At 59.2% G+C, this 16,551-nt stretch carries 17 protein-coding genes; 11 read left to right on the plus strand and 6 right to left on the minus strand.

Annotated elements, in window-relative coordinates; genetic code table 11:
* Positions 1–50: 50 nt before the first annotated feature.
* From M2366_RS05830 to M2366_RS05850, 5 genes are all read right to left on the minus strand, one after another.
* Positions 51–1,430 carry an AmpG family muropeptide MFS transporter gene (locus M2366_RS05830; protein WP_259269200.1) on the minus strand — a complete coding sequence of 460 codons (1,380 nt, stop codon included), beginning with the start codon at positions 1,428–1,430 and terminating at the stop codon, positions 51–53.
* A gap of 214 nt (positions 1,431–1,644) precedes the next feature.
* The gene (locus tag M2366_RS05835; RefSeq protein ID WP_224431058.1) at positions 1,645–1,974 is read right to left on the minus strand and encodes a hypothetical protein; all 330 of its coding nucleotides are present in this window, start codon (positions 1,972–1,974) and stop codon (positions 1,645–1,647) included.
* 116 nt (positions 1,975–2,090) lie between these two features.
* Positions 2,091–2,639: a peptidylprolyl isomerase gene (locus tag M2366_RS05840; RefSeq protein ID WP_042040800.1), complete on the minus strand. Its 549-nt coding sequence runs from the start codon at positions 2,637–2,639 to the stop codon at positions 2,091–2,093.
* A 26-nt stretch (positions 2,640–2,665) separates the two neighbouring features.
* Entirely contained in the window at positions 2,666–3,241 is a 576-nt protein-coding gene (locus M2366_RS05845; protein WP_259269201.1) for a YajG family lipoprotein, read from the minus strand.
* An 11-nt stretch (positions 3,242–3,252) separates the two neighbouring features.
* Positions 3,253–4,398: a methyltransferase gene (locus tag M2366_RS05850; protein WP_259269202.1), complete on the minus strand. Its 1,146-nt coding sequence runs from the start codon at positions 4,396–4,398 to the stop codon at positions 3,253–3,255.
* Positions 4,399–4,843: 445 nt separating this feature from the next.
* Here M2366_RS05850 and M2366_RS05855 point away from each other — a divergent pair, with 445 nt between their 5' ends.
* The 9 genes from M2366_RS05855 to nqrM all read left to right on the plus strand — a co-directional run bounded on the left by M2366_RS05855 (position 4,844) and on the right by nqrM (position 12,683).
* Positions 4,844–5,158, plus strand: coding sequence for a BolA family transcriptional regulator (locus tag M2366_RS05855; protein WP_259235534.1), 315 nt, complete (start codon positions 4,844–4,846; stop codon positions 5,156–5,158).
* A 422-nt stretch (positions 5,159–5,580) separates the two neighbouring features.
* Positions 5,581–6,924: a Na(+)-translocating NADH-quinone reductase subunit A gene (locus tag M2366_RS05860; RefSeq protein WP_042040796.1), complete on the plus strand. Its 1,344-nt coding sequence runs from the start codon at positions 5,581–5,583 to the stop codon at positions 6,922–6,924.
* A 3-nt stretch (positions 6,925–6,927) separates the two neighbouring features.
* Positions 6,928–8,157: an NADH:ubiquinone reductase (Na(+)-transporting) subunit B gene (locus M2366_RS05865; protein ID WP_259269203.1), complete on the plus strand. Its 1,230-nt coding sequence runs from the start codon at positions 6,928–6,930 to the stop codon at positions 8,155–8,157.
* The gene (locus M2366_RS05870; RefSeq protein ID WP_224431055.1) at positions 8,147–8,935 is read left to right on the plus strand and encodes a Na(+)-translocating NADH-quinone reductase subunit C; all 789 of its coding nucleotides are present in this window, start codon (positions 8,147–8,149) and stop codon (positions 8,933–8,935) included. The genes M2366_RS05865 and M2366_RS05870 overlap by 11 nt, the downstream gene beginning before the upstream one ends.
* Positions 8,928–9,560, plus strand: a complete 633-nt coding sequence (locus tag M2366_RS05875) for an NADH:ubiquinone reductase (Na(+)-transporting) subunit D (protein ID WP_042040793.1) — start codon at positions 8,928–8,930, stop codon at positions 9,558–9,560. The genes M2366_RS05870 and M2366_RS05875 overlap by 8 nt, the downstream gene beginning before the upstream one ends.
* A gap of 3 nt (positions 9,561–9,563) precedes the next feature.
* On the plus strand, positions 9,564–10,160 hold the full coding sequence (gene nqrE / locus M2366_RS05880; protein WP_042040792.1) for an NADH:ubiquinone reductase (Na(+)-transporting) subunit E: 597 nt from the start codon (positions 9,564–9,566) through the stop codon (positions 10,158–10,160).
* Between the two features lie 18 nt (positions 10,161–10,178).
* Complete coding sequence (nqrF, locus tag M2366_RS05885; RefSeq protein ID WP_042040791.1) at positions 10,179–11,402, plus strand: NADH:ubiquinone reductase (Na(+)-transporting) subunit F; 1,224 nt, start codon at positions 10,179–10,181, stop codon at positions 11,400–11,402.
* A gap of 3 nt (positions 11,403–11,405) precedes the next feature.
* Complete coding sequence (locus M2366_RS05890; protein WP_042040790.1) at positions 11,406–12,449, plus strand: FAD:protein FMN transferase; 1,044 nt, start codon at positions 11,406–11,408, stop codon at positions 12,447–12,449.
* 9 nt (positions 12,450–12,458) lie between these two features.
* On the plus strand, positions 12,459–12,683 hold the full coding sequence (gene nqrM, locus M2366_RS05895; RefSeq protein WP_042040789.1) for a (Na+)-NQR maturation NqrM: 225 nt from the start codon (positions 12,459–12,461) through the stop codon (positions 12,681–12,683).
* Positions 12,684–12,752: 69 nt separating this feature from the next.
* On the opposite strand, the gene M2366_RS05900 is transcribed toward nqrM, so the two are convergent.
* The gene (locus tag M2366_RS05900) at positions 12,753–12,977 is read right to left on the minus strand and encodes a hypothetical protein (protein WP_042040788.1); all 225 of its coding nucleotides are present in this window, start codon (positions 12,975–12,977) and stop codon (positions 12,753–12,755) included.
* A 139-nt stretch (positions 12,978–13,116) separates the two neighbouring features.
* Here M2366_RS05900 and dinB point away from each other — a divergent pair, with 139 nt between their 5' ends.
* Positions 13,117–14,175: a DNA polymerase IV gene (dinB, locus tag M2366_RS05905; RefSeq protein WP_042040787.1), complete on the plus strand. Its 1,059-nt coding sequence runs from the start codon at positions 13,117–13,119 to the stop codon at positions 14,173–14,175.
* Between the two features lie 62 nt (positions 14,176–14,237).
* The gene (locus tag M2366_RS05910; protein ID WP_042040786.1) at positions 14,238–16,379 is read left to right on the plus strand and encodes a methyl-accepting chemotaxis protein; all 2,142 of its coding nucleotides are present in this window, start codon (positions 14,238–14,240) and stop codon (positions 16,377–16,379) included.
* Positions 16,380–16,551: the final 172 nt, after the last annotated feature.

Consider the following 16,551-nt stretch of genomic DNA (forward strand, 5'->3'; position numbering starts at 1 on the left):
TTTCTCTGGAAGTGTGAATCTAATCACCCCCAAATTGGCGCAAACGCTTGCTATTCGTTCGATTTCGGTAACAACGCACTGTTTCGTTTGGCAACCATGGTGATGAGGATCAGCACCGGGATGCCCAGCAGACTGGTCCCAATGAAGAAGACGCTGTAGCCAAACTGTTCGACGAAGCCACCGGAGAAGCCAGCCAGCAGTTTTGGCAACAAGAGCATGACGGAGCTGAACAGGGCGTATTGAGTGGCCGAGAAGGCGACATTGGTCAGGCTCGACAGATAGGTGATGAACGCCGCGGTAGCGATGCCGGCGCTCAGATTGTCCAGGGAGATGATCAGGGTCAGCAGCTCCAGGTTGTGACCGATCTGATTGAGCAGCGCGAACAGCAAATTGGTACTGGCGGTGAGCAGGGCGCCCAGCATCAGGATGCGCAAGGTGCCAAAGCGCATCACCAGAATGCCCCCCACACTGGCGCCGACCAGTGTCATGATGACACCGTATACCTTGGTGATGGTCGCCACCTCCGTCTTGCTGAAGGCGAGATCCACATAGAAGCTGTTGGACATGACCCCCATCACCACATCCGAGATGCGATAGCAGGCGATGAGCCCGAGGATCAACAGGGCCGAGCGGCCGTGGCGTTCGAAGAAGTCGGCAAAGGGGCACCAGACGGCCTCGTAGGCCCAGGCGCCGAGTCCCGCCAGTGAGCGTGGCCAGCCGTGTTGCAGCAGCAGGGACTTGCGCATCGCTTGCTGCCTGTCCTGGCTTGCCACATCGATGTCGGGCTCATGGCAACAGAGGGTGGTGATGAGGCCAATGCTCATCATCCCCGCCATCAGCAGGTAAGTTAACTGCCAGCCCCGATAGTCATAGACGCTGTTGCTGCCAAGCCAGGCTGCCAGGGCAAGAGCGCCCGCCCCGGCCATGATCATGGCCAGTCGATAACCGGTCATGTAGGAGGCCGCCATGGCCGCCTGAAGGCGTTCAGGGGCTGATTCTATGCGGTAGGCATCGATCACGATGTCCTGAGTGGCGGAGGCAAAGGCCACCAGCAGGGCGAACAGCGCAAGCTGGGCGAGCTGGGTCTTGGGATCGCAAAAGGACATGCCGACCAGGGCCGCGGCGATCAACAGCTGGGAGAACAGCATCCAGCTGCGGCGTCTGCCGAGCAGACGCGAGAGCAGCGGCAGGGCCAATCTGTCCACCAGGGGGGACCACAGCCACTTGACCCCATAGGCCAGCGCCACCCAGCTCATGTAGCCGATGTCGGTCAGGCTCACCCCCGCCTCGCGCAGCCAGAAGGAGAGGGTGCCGAATACCAGCAACAGCGGCAAACCGGAGGAGAACCCCATGGCAAACAGAATAAGGACGCGGGGCTCGAGATAGACTCGGAGGGATTCTTTCCAGCTTGGTTTGCTGACAGCGTTCAAGTGCCTGACTCCTCGGGAAAAGTGAGCCATTTTGGCAGGTTCATCCGCCCGCGCCAAGGCGGGCGCTCAGATTGTGGGGACAAAGAGAGGTCGTCTGGCCGCCAGAGGGCAGATCACGGCGGCGATGGGTCGTTAACGCGGTGTCGAATGAGATTATTGACGCTCGTCGGCCTCACCTTGCTCTGCCGGGAGCCAGCCATCCCGTGCGATGAGCTCAGGGGCGGGTTCCTATGCAGCCCAGCGGTGCCGGTCCCTCGCCCAGCAAACAGGCGGCGCAGTCATGCAGCTGGTGGCGCAACGCCGGATCCTGAGCCAGCTCATCCTGGTTCCAGAGGTGCAGACTGTGCAGCAGGTGCCAGAACACGCTCTCCTGCGGGCTATCGGCTTGCTTGTCGGCGCAGTCCCGGGGCAGAGACTGCCATTGGCCGAGCAGTTGCCAGCTCACGTCTTGCAGGGCGTCATAGTCGAGCTGTTGTGCCAGAAACTGACGAACGGCCAGGGCCAGGGGGGCCCTGTGCTGGGCAAAATAGTCATCGCAGGTCACGAGATGCTCCAATCCAGATTGAGGGGAGTGAGCAGTATAGAAAACGATCTGGCATCGGGAGGGAAAAGGGACTGGATGGGCAAGAGACCGGGCCCGAGCGGGCCCGGCAGTCGGATTTACTCGGCGAGCAGTGTCACCTTCTTGAGGATGATGGTGCTGGTCGGCACGTCATTGGCACGCAGGATGGGGCTGTAGCCGGTCTGAACCTGAGCCAGCTTGTCCAGCACTTCCATGCCCTGCACCACTTGACCAAATACCGTATAGCCGGCGCCGGCATTGGCGTTGAGGTTGCTGTTATCGGCAAGGTTGAAGTAGAACTGGCGGGTTGCGCTGTCCACCGCCTGGGTGCGGGCCATGGCGATGCTGCCACGGGTATTGGGCAGGCCCCCCTTGGACTCGTTTACCACGGGATCGAAGGTGGGCAGCTGCTGGAACTGCTGGTTGTAGCCGCCCCCTTGCACCACGAAGCCGGGGATGACCCGGTGAAACAGGCTGCCATCGTAGCTGCCATCGGCCACGTAGCGCAGGAAATTCTTCACCGTCTGGGGGGCCGCTTTGGGGGCCAGCTCCACCACGATATTGCCGTGGTTGGTTTCAAGCTTCACCTTGGGGGCTGCGAAGGCCAGGGGGCAGGCCAGCAGGGCCAGCAACATCAGCTTCTTCATGACATTATCCTTGATACATAGAGAGATCAGGCGCTTGGCTGGCCTTTGAGGTAACCGCGCAGTTGTTCGTCGGCCATGATCTGCTGGATCAGGCTACCGAGTTGCTGGTTCAGCACCAGCTCCAGATCGGCGATGCTGGGCTCTCCCGGACCTTCCTTGCTGGCGCTGGCATTGAACACCTTGGTCAGGCGGTTCCCCTGGAAATCGGCCATCACCTGCAGGCTCACCTTGGTCTTGGTGACATAGGTGAAGGTCTTCTCTTCAACGTTTACCAGAGCGTTATTGACCTGCAGCGTCAGGTTGGTGGTGCCGCTGTTGCCCACCTCCAGCCCCTGACTGCGCAGCCCTTCACTGAGGCGCTCGACCAGCAGGGTATTGAGGGGCTGCTCGCTCTTGATGTAGACGGGGGCCTTCTCTTTCTGCTTGATGGCGAACACATGGGCAGCGGCACGCTTGTCTATGCCTTCCATGGTGATGCGGTTGCCGGAGTAGTACTGCTGATTCGCCGGGATCACCTGGGGATTGAGCAGTGCCGTCTCGGGCCAGTGGGTGGCACAGCCGCCAAGCAGCAGGGCGGCGAGCAGCAGGAGTGGTGATTTCATGATGGATTCCTCTAGCGTTTAATGGCTTTCAAAATAACGAATTTACTATTGGATGCAACGACTTGTGCATTGGCAAACAGTCGCTTCAGCTTGTTGTGATAGTCCAGATGCCGGTTGCCCACTATCCAGAGTTCCCCCCCCTTGGGCAACACCCTGTGCGCATCTTCGAACATCTGCCAGGCGATGTGATCGGTGATCGCCTGGAGCTGGTGGAACGGCGGGTTGCACAAGATGCGGTCAGCATAACCGGTCGGCAAGCCATCCAGGCAGTTGTTGACCAAGAACTCGGCACGGGGCAGGGCGGCGGGCAGATTGTGTTCGACGTTGAGCCTTGCCGAGGCCACCGCCATATAGGATTCATCGATGAAGGCCACCTCCACCTCGCTGTCCCGGGCCAGCAGGGCCAGACCGAGCACGCCATTGCCACAACCCAGATCGATCACCTTGCGGGCGCTGTGGACAGGCAGGTTGGCCAGCATGAAGCGGGCGCCGATATCCAGGCTGGTACGCGAGAAGACGTTGGCATGGTTGTGGATGTGCATCTCGCTTCCCTCCAGTGGCCAGACGGTCGGGAAGGGGTTGGCCAGGGCGGGGCTGTCTGTCCCCGCTGCATCAGCGATGCTGCAATGGATGAGGCGGGCCTTCTTCCAGGCCAGGGAGGTACGGGTCTCGCCCAGATACTTCTCGAACAACTTGAGGGTCGAACTGTGGATCTCTTTGGCCTTGCCGGCGGCCAGGATGCGCGTGGCCGGGGTGACCACCTCACGCAGGGCCAGCAGCTGCTGCTCGAGCAGAGCCTGATACTTGGACACCTTGATGATCACCAGGGTCGGGGCCGCTGGCAGTGGTGCCAGCGAGTCCTGGATGCGGACGGATGTCGGATCCAGATCATTGTCGGCCAGATTGGCCAGGGTACCTTGTTCGCTGACGAAGGAGTCGGTCACGCACAGGGGCTGATGGTCATGGAGAAAGGCGGCCAGGGCGCCGAAGCTGTCATTCATGATGATGACGGGGCCGCAGCCTTCGGGAGGTTGCTCTGCCAACTGATTGATCAGGTACTCATCGGCGGCATCCCATGCCTGCAGGGGATCCTGCGCCTGGCGCGGATAGCGCTGCAGGATCAGGCGGCAATGGTCTGTCTCGAGGTGGGTCTGCATTGAACTGTCTGTCTCACGGCTGGATCGAATGGCGCTATTCTAACGGCGCCGGGGCAATTCACCAATTACCCCGCTGTGAGTGGTCAATGTTGAGCGAATGGGCCTCGTCTGACGGCGCGGGGGCAATTCACCAATTACCCCGCAGTGAAGGCTTTCTCTCAGGGGCAACGCCGATCGAATGGGGCTGCTCTAACGGCGCCGGGGCAATTCACCAATTACCCCGCAGTGAAGGCTTTCTCTCAGGGGTCAATGTTGAGCGAATGGACCTCGTCCAACGGCTCCGGGGCAATTCACCCATTACCCCGCTGTGAGTGGTCAATGTTGAGCGAATGGGCCTCGTCTAACGACGCCGGGGCAATTCACCCCTTGTCCCGCCATGCACGTTCTCCCTGAGCGCCAAAGTCGATAGAATGGGGTTTGTCCCTATCAGCCATCGGAAGAGATCATGAATACCCAAGAGACCATCAGCCAACGCCTCAATGAGGCCCTTCATCCCAGCCATCTAGAGGTGTTCAACGAGAGCCACATGCATCGTACCGAGCCGGGCGCCGAGAGCCACTTCAAGGTGATCATCGTGAGCGAAGCCTTCGCCGCTCAGCGCCTCATCAGCCGTCATCGCCAGGTCAATCAACTGCTGGCCGATCTGCTGGCCGGGCCCGTTCATGCGCTGGCACTGCATACCTATACCGATGAAGAGTGGCAACAGAAGGGCATGGCGCCGCGCAGCCCGGTCTGTGCCAGCAAGCTGGGTCCCCAATGAGCGACAGGGAAATAACTGAGAAGCTGTGATGTTCCGTTAACAAAGGGACACCCCTTTGCCTGTTTCATCGGCAACATTTGTCGGCAACTTCATCAATTTTTCTAATCCTGCAGTGAACTTTTACGAAACTAACTCTTAGTGGGTATTTTTGTCCAGGTGTGGCGGAAGTACGGGTTTTGATGGGAGTGCTGCAAGCAAGTGTGCGGGTTAATTTTGTGATAGCGGGTTAATTTTCCCCATTTGACGTGGCAGTCAGCAGCCTGAAAGTGGTAAACTCAAGCGCTTTTGAAACACCCCGTATGTTGCTGATTTGTTGTTTATTTGTATCCATCCAGCCATGTGCCGAGTGTGTTCAACAACCCGTCGTGATGTATTTCTCGGCGCTAACCATTCTCTCTCCCGTAACGGTAGTGCAAGTGAGTATGATTACAATTAAAAGAGGACTGGACATCCCCGTGCTGGGTGCGCCAGAGCAAGTAATCTACGATGGCCCGGCCATCACCCGTGTTGCTACACTGGGCGAAGAGTTCGTGGGGATGCGACCTACTATGTTTGTCAAAGTAGGGGATCGCGTCATTAAAGGTCAGGTGCTCTTCGAAGATAAGAAGAACCCTGGCGTTAAATTCACGGCTCCCGCCACCGGCGTAGTTTCAGAGATCAACCGTGGTGCCAAACGCATTCTGCAATCCGTGGTCATCGAACTCGATGGCGCTGACGAACAGGTGACCTTTGAGCAGTTTGCGTCCGCCGAGCTGACACAGCTTGCGCGCAGCAAGGTGCAAGAGATCCTGGTCGAGTCAGGTCAATGGACGGCACTGCGCACCCGCCCCTTCAGCAAGGTGCCTGCCGTCGGTTCCGAGCCCCGCGCTATCTTCGTGACAGCCATGGACTCCAACCCGCTGGCTGCCAGCGCTGAACTCATCATCAAGGAGCAATCCCAGGCCTTTATCGATGGTCTGACCGTGCTCAGCCGTCTGACGGATGGCAAGGTGTATGTGTGCAAGGGCGAAGGCAGTCTGCCGCAGTCTTCCGCAGCGCAAGTCCAGGAAGAGGTCTTCACCGGCCCTCACCCCGCTGGTCTGCCGGGTACCCATATTCACTTCATCGATCCGGTTGGCAGCAACAAGATCCAGTGGCACATCAACTATCAGGATGTGATCGCATTGGGCAAGCTGTTCACCACGGGCCAGATCTGTACCGACAAGGTGATCGCCCTGGCCGGCCCCAATGTGGTCAAGCCGCGTCTGCTGCGCACCCGTATGGGCGCCTGCATCAGCCAGCTGACTCACAATGAGCTGCGCGGCGATGAAAACCGTGTCATCTCCGGTTCCCTGCTAAGTGGTGCCAAGACCGATGAGGTACATGACTATCTGGGTCGTTACCACAATCAGGTCAGCGTACTGGCCGAGGGGCGCGAGAAGGAGTTTTTGGGCTGGATCAAACCCAGTGCCGACAAATTCTCCATCACCCGCACCACCCTGTCTCACCTGGTGAAGGGCAAGCTGCTCAATTTCACCACCACGACCAACGGGAGTGATCGTTCCATGGTGCCGATTGGCAGCTACGAGCGCATCATGCCGCTGGACATCCTGCCGACCCTGCTGTTGCGGGATCTGATCTCTGGCGATACCGACAGTGCACAAGCCCTGGGTTGCCTGGAGTTGGATGAGGAAGATCTGGCGCTCTGTACCTTTGTCTGCCCTGGCAAGACAGAGTACGGCCCCATCTTGCGTGAGTGCCTGACCAAGATCGAACTGGAAGGTTAAGCGATGAGTTTCAAGCAATTTCTTGAAAATATGGAACACCACTTCGAGCCGGGCGGCAAGTATGAGAAGTACTACGCCCTGTACGAAGCGGCTTTCACCATTTTCTACACACCGGGTTCTGTAACCCGTAACGCCGCCCACGTTCGCGATGCCCTCGATCTGAAGCGCATGATGATCATGGTATGGCTGGCCGTGTTCCCGGCCATGTTCTGGGGCATGTTCAACATAGGCAACCAGGCGATCGCCGCCATCGCGCACCTCGGCTCCGCCGCCGGTGCCGTCTCCTGGCAGTATGGTCTGGCTACCCTGTTGGGTGCTTCTCTGGATCCGGCAGTGGCCGGTATCGGCAGCAAGATGCTGATCGGTGCGGCCCACTTCTTCCCCATCTATATCACCGTCTTCATCGTCGGTGGTTTCTGGGAAGTGCTGTTCGCCATGATCCGCAAGCACGAGATCAACGAAGGCTTCTTCGTGACCTCCATCCTGTTTGCACTGATCGTGCCGCCTGAGCTGCCCCTGTGGCAAGCTGCCCTCGGCATCACCTTCGGTGTGGTCATGGCCAAGGAAGTGTTCGGTGGTACCGGCAAGAACTTCCTGAACCCTGCCCTGGCGGGTCGTGCGTTCCTGTTCTTCGCCTACCCGAGCCAGATCTCTGGCGACGCCGTCTGGGTTGCCGTCGATGGCTACTCCGGTGCGACCGCCCTGAGCCAGTGGGCTCAAGGTGGCCAGATGTCGCTGATCAATGGCGCCACCGGTCAGGCAATCAGCTGGATGGATGCCTTCCTGGGCAACCTGCCGGGTTCCATCGGTGAAGTCTCCACCCTGATGATCCTCATCGGCGCGGCCATGATCGTCTACATGCGGATCGCCTCCTGGCGCATCATCGCCGGTGTCATGATCGGTATGGTGGCGACCTCCCTGCTGTTCAACGTCATAGGTTCCGATACCAACCCCATGTTCAACATGCCGTGGCATTGGCATCTGGTACTGGGTGGCTTTGCCTTCGGGATGGCCTTCATGGCAACCGATCCTGTGTCTGCTTCCTTTACCAACAAAGGTAAATGGTGGTACGGCATCCTGATCGGTCTCATGGTGGTGCTGATCCGTGTTGTGAACCCCGCCTTCCCGGAAGGCATGATGTTGGCCATTCTGTTTGCGAACCTGTTTGCCCCGCTGTTTGACCATTTCGTGGCACAGGCGAACATCAAGCGGAGGATCAGTCGTGGCGTTTAATAAAGACTCAACCGTCGGCACCGTCAGCATAGTGGCGGGTCTGTGCCTGGTCTGCTCCATCGTGGTCTCTGTGGCCGCCGTGGGCCTGCGTCCGGCTCAGCAGCTGAACAAGGCTCTGGACAAACAGAGCAACATCCTTGCCGTTGCTGGCATTGATGTGACCAGCATCGCCAAGAATGAACTCGGCAAGCTCTATGGCGACAAGATCGAAGCCCGTCTGGTAGATCTCTCTACCGGTCAGTTCGTCGATGGCGATGCTGATGGCTTCGATTTCAAGCTGGCTGCCAAGAATCCGGCCGAGAATGTTCGTCTGGCACCTTCCGATGACAAGGCCGGGATCCGTCAGATCTCCAAATTGATGCCGGTCTTCTTCGCCAAAGACAGCGAAGGCAAGGTCGATAACATCATATTGCCGATCTATGGTCAGGGCCTCTGGTCTACCATGTATGCCTTCGTCGCCGTTGCCGCTGATGGCCAGACCATCAAGGGCATCACCTACTATGACCAGGGCGAAACCCCGGGTCTGGGTGGCGAGATCGAGAACCCGGCCTGGCGTGAGCTGTTCGTCGGCAAGAAGCTGTTCGGTCAAGATGGTCAGCCTGCGCTGCGGGTGATCAAGGGTCATGCCCCGGAAGGTTCCGAGCATGAGATCGATGGTCTCTCCGGCGCGACCCTGACCAGCAACGGTGTCCAGCACTCGTTCGATTTCTGGATGGGCCCCCAGGGCTTCGGTCCTTTCCTTGCCAAGATCCGCGCAGGAGAACTCAACAATGGCTGACAATACCGCAATGAAGAAGTTGCTGTTGACGCCAGTGCTCGGCAACAACCCCATCGCCTTGCAGGTGTTGGGTGTCTGTTCCGCCCTGGCCGTTACCAGCCAGATGAAGACGGCGTTCGTCATGACCCTGGCGGTCATGGCGGTCACCGCCTTCTCTAACCTGTTCATCTCCCTGATCCGTAACCAGATCCCGAACAGTGTGCGCATCATCGCCCAGATGGCGATCATCGCGTCCCTGGTTATCGTGGTTGACCAGGTGCTCAAGGCCTATGCCTATGACATCTCCAAGCAACTGTCGGTATTCGTGGGTCTCATCATCACCAACTGTATCGTGATGGGTCGTGCCGAAGCCTTTGCCATGAAGAGTGCCCCGCTGCCCTCCTTCCTGGACGGTATCGGTAACGGTCTGGGTTATGGCGCCGTGCTGCTGACCGTGGCGACCGTGCGCGAGATCTTAGGGTCAGGCACCTGGTTCGGCATCGAGCTGCTGCCGCTGGTCAACAACGGTGGCTGGTATGTGCCCAACGGCCTGCTGCTGCTGCCGCCGAGTGCATTCTTCATCATTGGTCTGATCATCTGGGGCGTACGCACCAAGGATCCCAAGCAGGTGGAGGCGAAGGATTAAGGTATGGAACATTATCTGAGTCTGTTGGTTCGTTCGATTTTCATCGAAAACTTGGCCCTCTCCTTCTTCCTGGGGATGTGTACCTTCCTGGCGGTGTCCAAGAAGGTCAAGACCGCCATGGGTCTGGGTATCGCCGTGGTGGTGGTGCAAACCATCGCCGTACCGGCTAACAACCTGATCTACAACTTCGTGTTGAAAGACGGTGCCCTGGCCCCCGGTCTGGACTTAAGCTTCCTGAGCTTCATCACCTTCATCGGTGTGATTGCGGCCCTGGTGCAGATCCTGGAGATGGCCCTGGACAAGTATTTCCCTGCGCTCTACAACGCCCTGGGTATCTTCCTGCCACTGATCACCGTGAACTGCGCCATCTTCGGCGGCGTCTCCTTCATGGTGCAGCGTGACTACAACTTCGCGGAGTCTGTGGTCTATGGCGTGGGCTCGGGTGCCGGTTGGATGCTGGCCATCGTTGCGATGGCGGGGATCCGCGAGAAGATGAAGTACTCCGATGTTCCGGAAGGCCTGCGTGGTCTGGGCATCACCTTCATCACCGCGGGTCTGATGGCGCTGGGCTTTATGTCCTTCTCTGGTATTTCCTTGTAATCGGAAAAGGAATCATAAATGGAAATTATTCTGGGTGTGGTCATGTTTACCGTGATCCTGCTGGCCTTGGTGGCAGTCATTCTGTTCGCCAAGTCCAAGCTGGTGACCGCGGGTGACGTGACAATCAGCATCAATGGCGATCCGGCCAAGGGCGTGACCAGCCCGGCCGGTGGCAAGCTGCTCAGCGTGCTGGCCGGTAGCGGCATCTTCGTCTCCTCCGCCTGCGGCGGCGGCGGCTCCTGTGGTCAGTGCAAGGTGCGAGTCAAGGCGGGCGGCGGTGACATACTGCCGACCGAACTGGATCACATCAGCAAGGGTGAAGCCCGTCATGGGGAGCGTCTGGCCTGTCAGGTCACAGTGCGTTCCGACATGGAGATCGAGCTGCCTGAAGAGATCTTCGGGGTGAAGAAGTGGGACTGTACTGTTATCTCCAACGATAACAAGGCCACCTTCATCAAGGAGCTCAAGCTGCAGATCCCCGATGGGGAGAGCGTGCCGTTCCGCGCCGGTGGTTATATCCAGATCGAAGCGCCGGCCCACCACGTCAAGTACAACAGCTTCGATATTCCCGAGGAGTATCGTGGTGACTGGGATCGCTTCAAGATCTTCGAGCTGGAGTCTGTGGTGAAGGAGCCGATCATTCGTGCTTACTCCATGGCGAACTATCCGGAAGAGTTCGGCATCATCATGCTGAACGTGCGGATCGCGACCCCGCCACCGAGCAACTGGACTGCGCCTCCTGGCCAGATGTCCTCCTATATCTTCAGCCTCAAGGCTGGCGACAAGGTGACCATCTCGGGTCCGTTTGGTGAGTTCTTTGCCAAAGACACCGACGCCGAAATGGTGTTTGTCGGCGGTGGTGCCGGCATGGCGCCGATGCGCTCCCACATCTTCGACCAGCTGCGTCGCCTGAAGACCAATCGCAAGATGACCTTCTGGTACGGTGCTCGCTCCAAGCGCGAGATGTTCTATGTCGAAGATTTCGACATGCTGGCCGCCGAGAACGACAACTTCCAGTGGCACGTCGCCCTGTCTGATCCGCAACCGGAAGACAACTGGGATGGCTACACCGGCTTCATCCACAACGTCTTGTTCGAGAACTATCTCAAGCACCACGAGGCGCCGGAAGATTGCGAGTTCTACATGTGTGGACCTCCCGTCATGAACGCGGCCGTCATCAACATGCTGAAGAACCTCGGCGTTGAAGACGAAAACATCCTCCTGGATGACTTTGGTGGTTAATCCATGCGCAGTGTTGTAAAGACCTGGCTAGCCTTCGGGCTAGCCTTTTTCTTGGCAGGGTGTGGCCAGGAGAATGTCAAAACTCATCCGGAGATGCAGATCACCGGCAGCACCATGGGGACCTATTACTCCATCAAGGTGGCCGATGACGCCATCTTGGACAAAGCCAAGTTCCAGGCCGATATCGACCAACTGCTCGAGCTGGTGAACGATCAGATGTCCACCTACAGGCCGGAGTCGGAACTGTCCCGGTTCAATCAGGCCCGTAACGCGACGCCGGTTGTGGTCTCTCGCGATACCGCCCGTGTGGTGACCGAGTCCCTGCATCTGGGCCGCGAGACCCGCGGCGCCCTGGATGTGACGGTGGGCCCTCTGGTCAATCTGTGGGGCTTTGGCCCGGATGCAAAGCCGACCAAGGTGCCATCCGATGAGCTGATCAGCCAGACTCGCCAGAAGACGGGGCTGGGCAATCTGCACGTGATCACCTCGGCCGATGCCGATACCCTGCAGAAGGACATTCCGGATCTCTATGTGGATCTCTCCTCCATCGCCAAAGGCTTTGGGGTCGACAAGGTCGCCGAGTATCTGGAAGCCAAGGGGTCGCGCAATTATCTGGTCGAGATCGGCGGCGAGCTGCGCATCAATGGCGTCAACGGCAAGGGTCACCCCTGGCGCGTCGCCATCGAGAAGCCAACCGTCAATCTGGGCTCGGTGCAGGAAGTGATCCAGGTCGGTGACAACGGGGTTGCCACCTCGGGGGATTATCGTAACTATTACGAACTGGATGGGCAGCGTTTCTCCCACACCATCGATCCCGCCACCGGAAAACCCATTCATCATCGACTGGTCTCGGTGACAGTGGTGCACCCCTCCTGCATGACGGCGGATGGGCTGGCCACGGCGTTGACGGTGATGGGCCCCGAGAAGGGGATGGCCTATGCGACCGAAAAAGGCGTGGCCATCTTCATGGTGACCAAGACGGATGAAGGGTTTGAGGAGCGTTACTCTCCCGCTTTCGAACCATTCCTGACCCGTGATGCTAAGTAAGGAATCAATATGCAGATTTTTCTGATCACCTTCGCGGTGTTTCTGTTGGTGGTGGCCGGCATGGCCATCGGTTACATCTTCCAGAAGAAGAGCATCTCGGGATCCTGTGGTGGTTTGGGCACTGTGGGTATCGAGAAGGCGTGCGACTGCCCTGATCCCTGTGACAATCGCAAGAAGAAGATGGCCAAGGAAGAGGCCCGCCGCAAGATGCTCGAAGAGCACAGGATCATCTGATTGCAAAAAGGCCATCTTCGGATGGCCTTTTTTATCTTGAGTCTGGCCAGGCAGACCGCCCTGGCATTGCTAGTAGTCGTATTGGCGGCACTGTTTCTCGCTGTACTCCTGCTGCCAGCGGGCAAGTTCCTCGTGAGTGCCCAGGGTGTCGCCCTTGGCGATGACCTGCTTGAGCGTGGCTATCCTGTCGTGCAGCCAGCGGCACTCGGCGGTGGGATGCTGTTTGGCACTCCCCAGCATAGGCCAGAGCAGCAGCCCCAGGATCAGCCCCCGATATCCCCATCCTCTCTCCATATTGCCCCCTGATATGTCATCTATCGAGTCTTGTAGACTAGTCGAAATAGTGGCCGAAAGATGCCGAATGACACCTATCTAGTCTAGGTCCCGGCTCTGGGGTAAGATGTTGGCATTAACTGTTTATTTGTACAGTGTTATGCGCAAGATCATTCACATCGATATGGATTGCTTCTTCGCCGCCGTCGAGATGCGCGAGAACCCGGCCCTGCGTGAGGTGCCGCTGGCCATCGGCGGTGCGGCGGACAGGCGCGGGGTCATCTCCACCTGCAACTATGTGGCACGCCGCTTCGGGGTGCGCTCCGCCATGCCGACCGCCCTGGCGCGCAAGCTCTGTCCCCCGCTGGTGCTGCTGCCGGGGCGGATGGCGCTCTACAAGGAGACCTCGACCCGGATCCAGGCCATCTTTGCCCGCTACACCGAGCTGGTTGAACCGCTCTCTCTGGATGAAGCCTATCTGGATGTCACCGACAGCCCCCATTGCGGCGGCAGTGCCACCCTGATGGCCGAGCAGATCCGCGCCGCCATCCAGAGTGAGCTGGGGCTGACCGCCTCGGCCGGGGTAGCGCCCAACAAGTTCCTGGCCAAGCTGGCGTGCGAGCGGCGCAAACCCGATGGTCTCTTCGTGATCGCCCCCCAGGAGGTGGACGACTTCGTGCGCCTGTTGCCCCTTGGCAAGATCCCGGGGATAGGGCGCAAGACGGCGGAGCGGCTCGAACTACAGGGGCTCTATCTGTGCGAAGATGCGCGTCAACTGCCAGAAGAGGAGCTCAAGGGGCGATTTGGCAAGTTGGGTGTGATGCTGGCCGATCGCATCTGGGGACGCGACGACAGCCCGGTTCAGGCGAGCCGGGTGCGCAAGAGCATAGGGGTGGAAACCACCCTGGATGCCGATGTCTATGACGAGGCGGCTTGCTGGGCCGTGCTGACCCGGCTCATCCCCGAGCTGGAGCTGCGCTTTGGCCAGCGCTGTCCGCGGGATCAGATCATGGGGCAGGGGATCAAGCTCAAGTTTGCCGATTTCCAGCAGACCACCGTCTACCGCAGTCATGGAGGCTATTCGGCCCCTCTGTTCCATGATCTGCTCCATGAGGGGTTGGTGCGAGCGGAAGGAAAACCCATACGACTCCTTGGCTTGGTGGTGGGCCTGCCAAAGGAGGGGGAAGTGAATCAACTTAGTCTGGATCTCGACCGTTGAGGTTAAGTTTTTGTTATTGTCACCGATAACCTGTAGACGACTGCATTAAAAGGATGTTTCGCATGTTTTCTCTCTCAGTACAGGGGCGTATTACCCTGATTGCGGGTTGCTCCCTGCTGCTCTGTGCCGCCACGCTAGTGGTCTCCTCTCTCTACAACGCGTCCCGCATGCAAAGCGAGGTGATGACCTCCACCACGGCGGAGGCCGAACTGGCCGCGACCCGCTGGATGCAGGCCATGGGCTCGGAGCAGTCGGCCCGGATCACCAGCTATCTGGATGAAGCCTATTTCCGGGCCACCCTGCTGGCCCAGAGCCTGCTGTTCCAGCGCCAGAATGCCAGCGACAACTTCATCCACTCCGAGGCGCTGCGCGGGGCCGTCAACCAGCAACTGCACAATGCGGTCATGCACTCTCCGAACCTGCTGGGTGCCTATGCCATTTTTGAGCCCGATCAGCTCGATGGTGAGGATGCCAACTACCAGGGCTCCACGGATCTTGGCTCCAATGACAAGGGGCGCTTCTCCAGCTATTGGGCCCACGTAGGGGATAAGGTGAGTCTGGAGGTGATGAACGAAGCCACCCTGAATGATGCCAGTCCCGATGAGTCTGGCACCCCCAAGAATGAGTGGTATCGCTGCAGCCTGCGTGACAAGGCCCTCTGTCTGCTCGAGCCCTATCTCGACGAGGTGGGCAGCGAGGAGGTGTTGATGACCTCGGTCACCACGCCGCTGCTCGAAGAGGGCAAGCTGCTCGGCATGGTGGGCATGGATATCTCCTTGGCCAAGCTGCAAGCGCTGGTGGTCGAGATGGATCAGACCCTCTACCAGGGCCAGGGGCGGATACTGCTGCTCAGCCATGGCGGGCGGGTCGCCGGTGCTGCCGGTTTTGACATCATCCCCGGCAAGGCCCCCGGTGCACAGTTTCAGGGGCTGATGACCATGCTCACCGGCTGGCTCAGTGCGGGCCAGCCGCTCACTCAGTGGAGCCAGGATGGCAGCAGCCTGCAGAGCTTCATGCCGGTGACCATGCGGGGCAGCGATCAGCGCTGGGGCATCTATATCGATTTGCCACGGGCTGTGGTGCTGGCGTCGGCCAGCGAGCTGCAACGCGAGCTGACGAGCCAGGCAACACGCAGCATCTGGTCCCAACTTGGGGTCGGCAGCCTGATCACCCTGGCGGCCCTGCTGTTTATCTGGTGGATGGCCCATCACATAGTGGCGCCTATTCGCGCCGTGGTGGCTCGTCTCAATGACATCGCCTCCGGGGAGGGGGATCTCACTCAGCGTATCGACATCCAGCGCAGCGACGAGATTGGCGAACTGGCCGATGGCTTCAACCGCTTCCTCAACAAGTTGCAGCTCACCATGGGCGACATCATCACCACAGTCGGCGGCACTCGGGCCAGCGCCACTCAGGCCGCCGTGGTGGCTGACAGTACCAGCGAGGGGATGCAGGCCCAGTATCAGGAAGTGGATCTGGTGGCGACCGCGTTCGAGGAGCTCAGCGCCACTGCGCTGCAGGTCTCGGGCCATGCCAAGGCGGCGGTTGCGGCGGCCGATGAAGCGGACAGTGCGGCCCAGGAGGGCAAGTTTGTGGTGGCCGATACCCAGGTCGCCATGGCCAGGCTGATGACTGTCATCAGTGAGGCCAAGCCTGAGGTGGAACGCCTGTCAGCCAACAGCGAGAACATCAACGACATACTGACGGTGATCCAGAGCATTGCCGAGCAGACCAATCTGCTGGCGCTCAATGCCGCCATAGAGGCGGCGCGGGCAGGGGAGCAGGGTCGTGGCTTTGCCGTGGTGGCCGATGAGGTACGCAACCTGGCCGGTCGCACCCAGAATGCCATCGTCGAGATCCAGACCCTGATCCATCAGTTGCAATCGGGCACTCAGGCGGTGGTCAAGGGGATCATGAGCGGCCATGATCAGGCGAGCCTGACCCTGGACAAGGTGGACTCCTCGGTGCGGGTGCTCGAGCAGATCATCTATGCGGTGGGTACCATACACCAGATGAATGAGCAGATAGCCCGGGCGGCGGGGGAGCAGAGCACGGTGGCTGACGAGATCAATCGCAACGTCAGCAATATTCGCGACGTGAGCCATCGTATTCGTGAACAGGCGGCAACCGCCGCCGAAAATAGCCGCTCCCTGGCATCCCTGGCCGATCAGCAGCAGCAGTTGGTGGGTCAGTTCAAAGTATGATGATGGGGCCCGTGGCATGGTGCGGGCCAACCCCTTGTTGCAGCCATAAAAAAGGCGCCATCCCATAGGAGGCGCCAAACACATTCAGATGACAGACTGGGTCAACACCTCACGGCATAAACCCTCTTCCCGCAGAGGAAGAAACACAACACCACAATCGGATCGTCGGCTC

Origin of the sequence: Aeromonas sp. BIGb0405, assembly GCF_024807335.1 — a bacterium.
Taxonomy (GTDB): domain Bacteria; phylum Pseudomonadota; class Gammaproteobacteria; order Enterobacterales; family Aeromonadaceae; genus Aeromonas; species Aeromonas rivuli.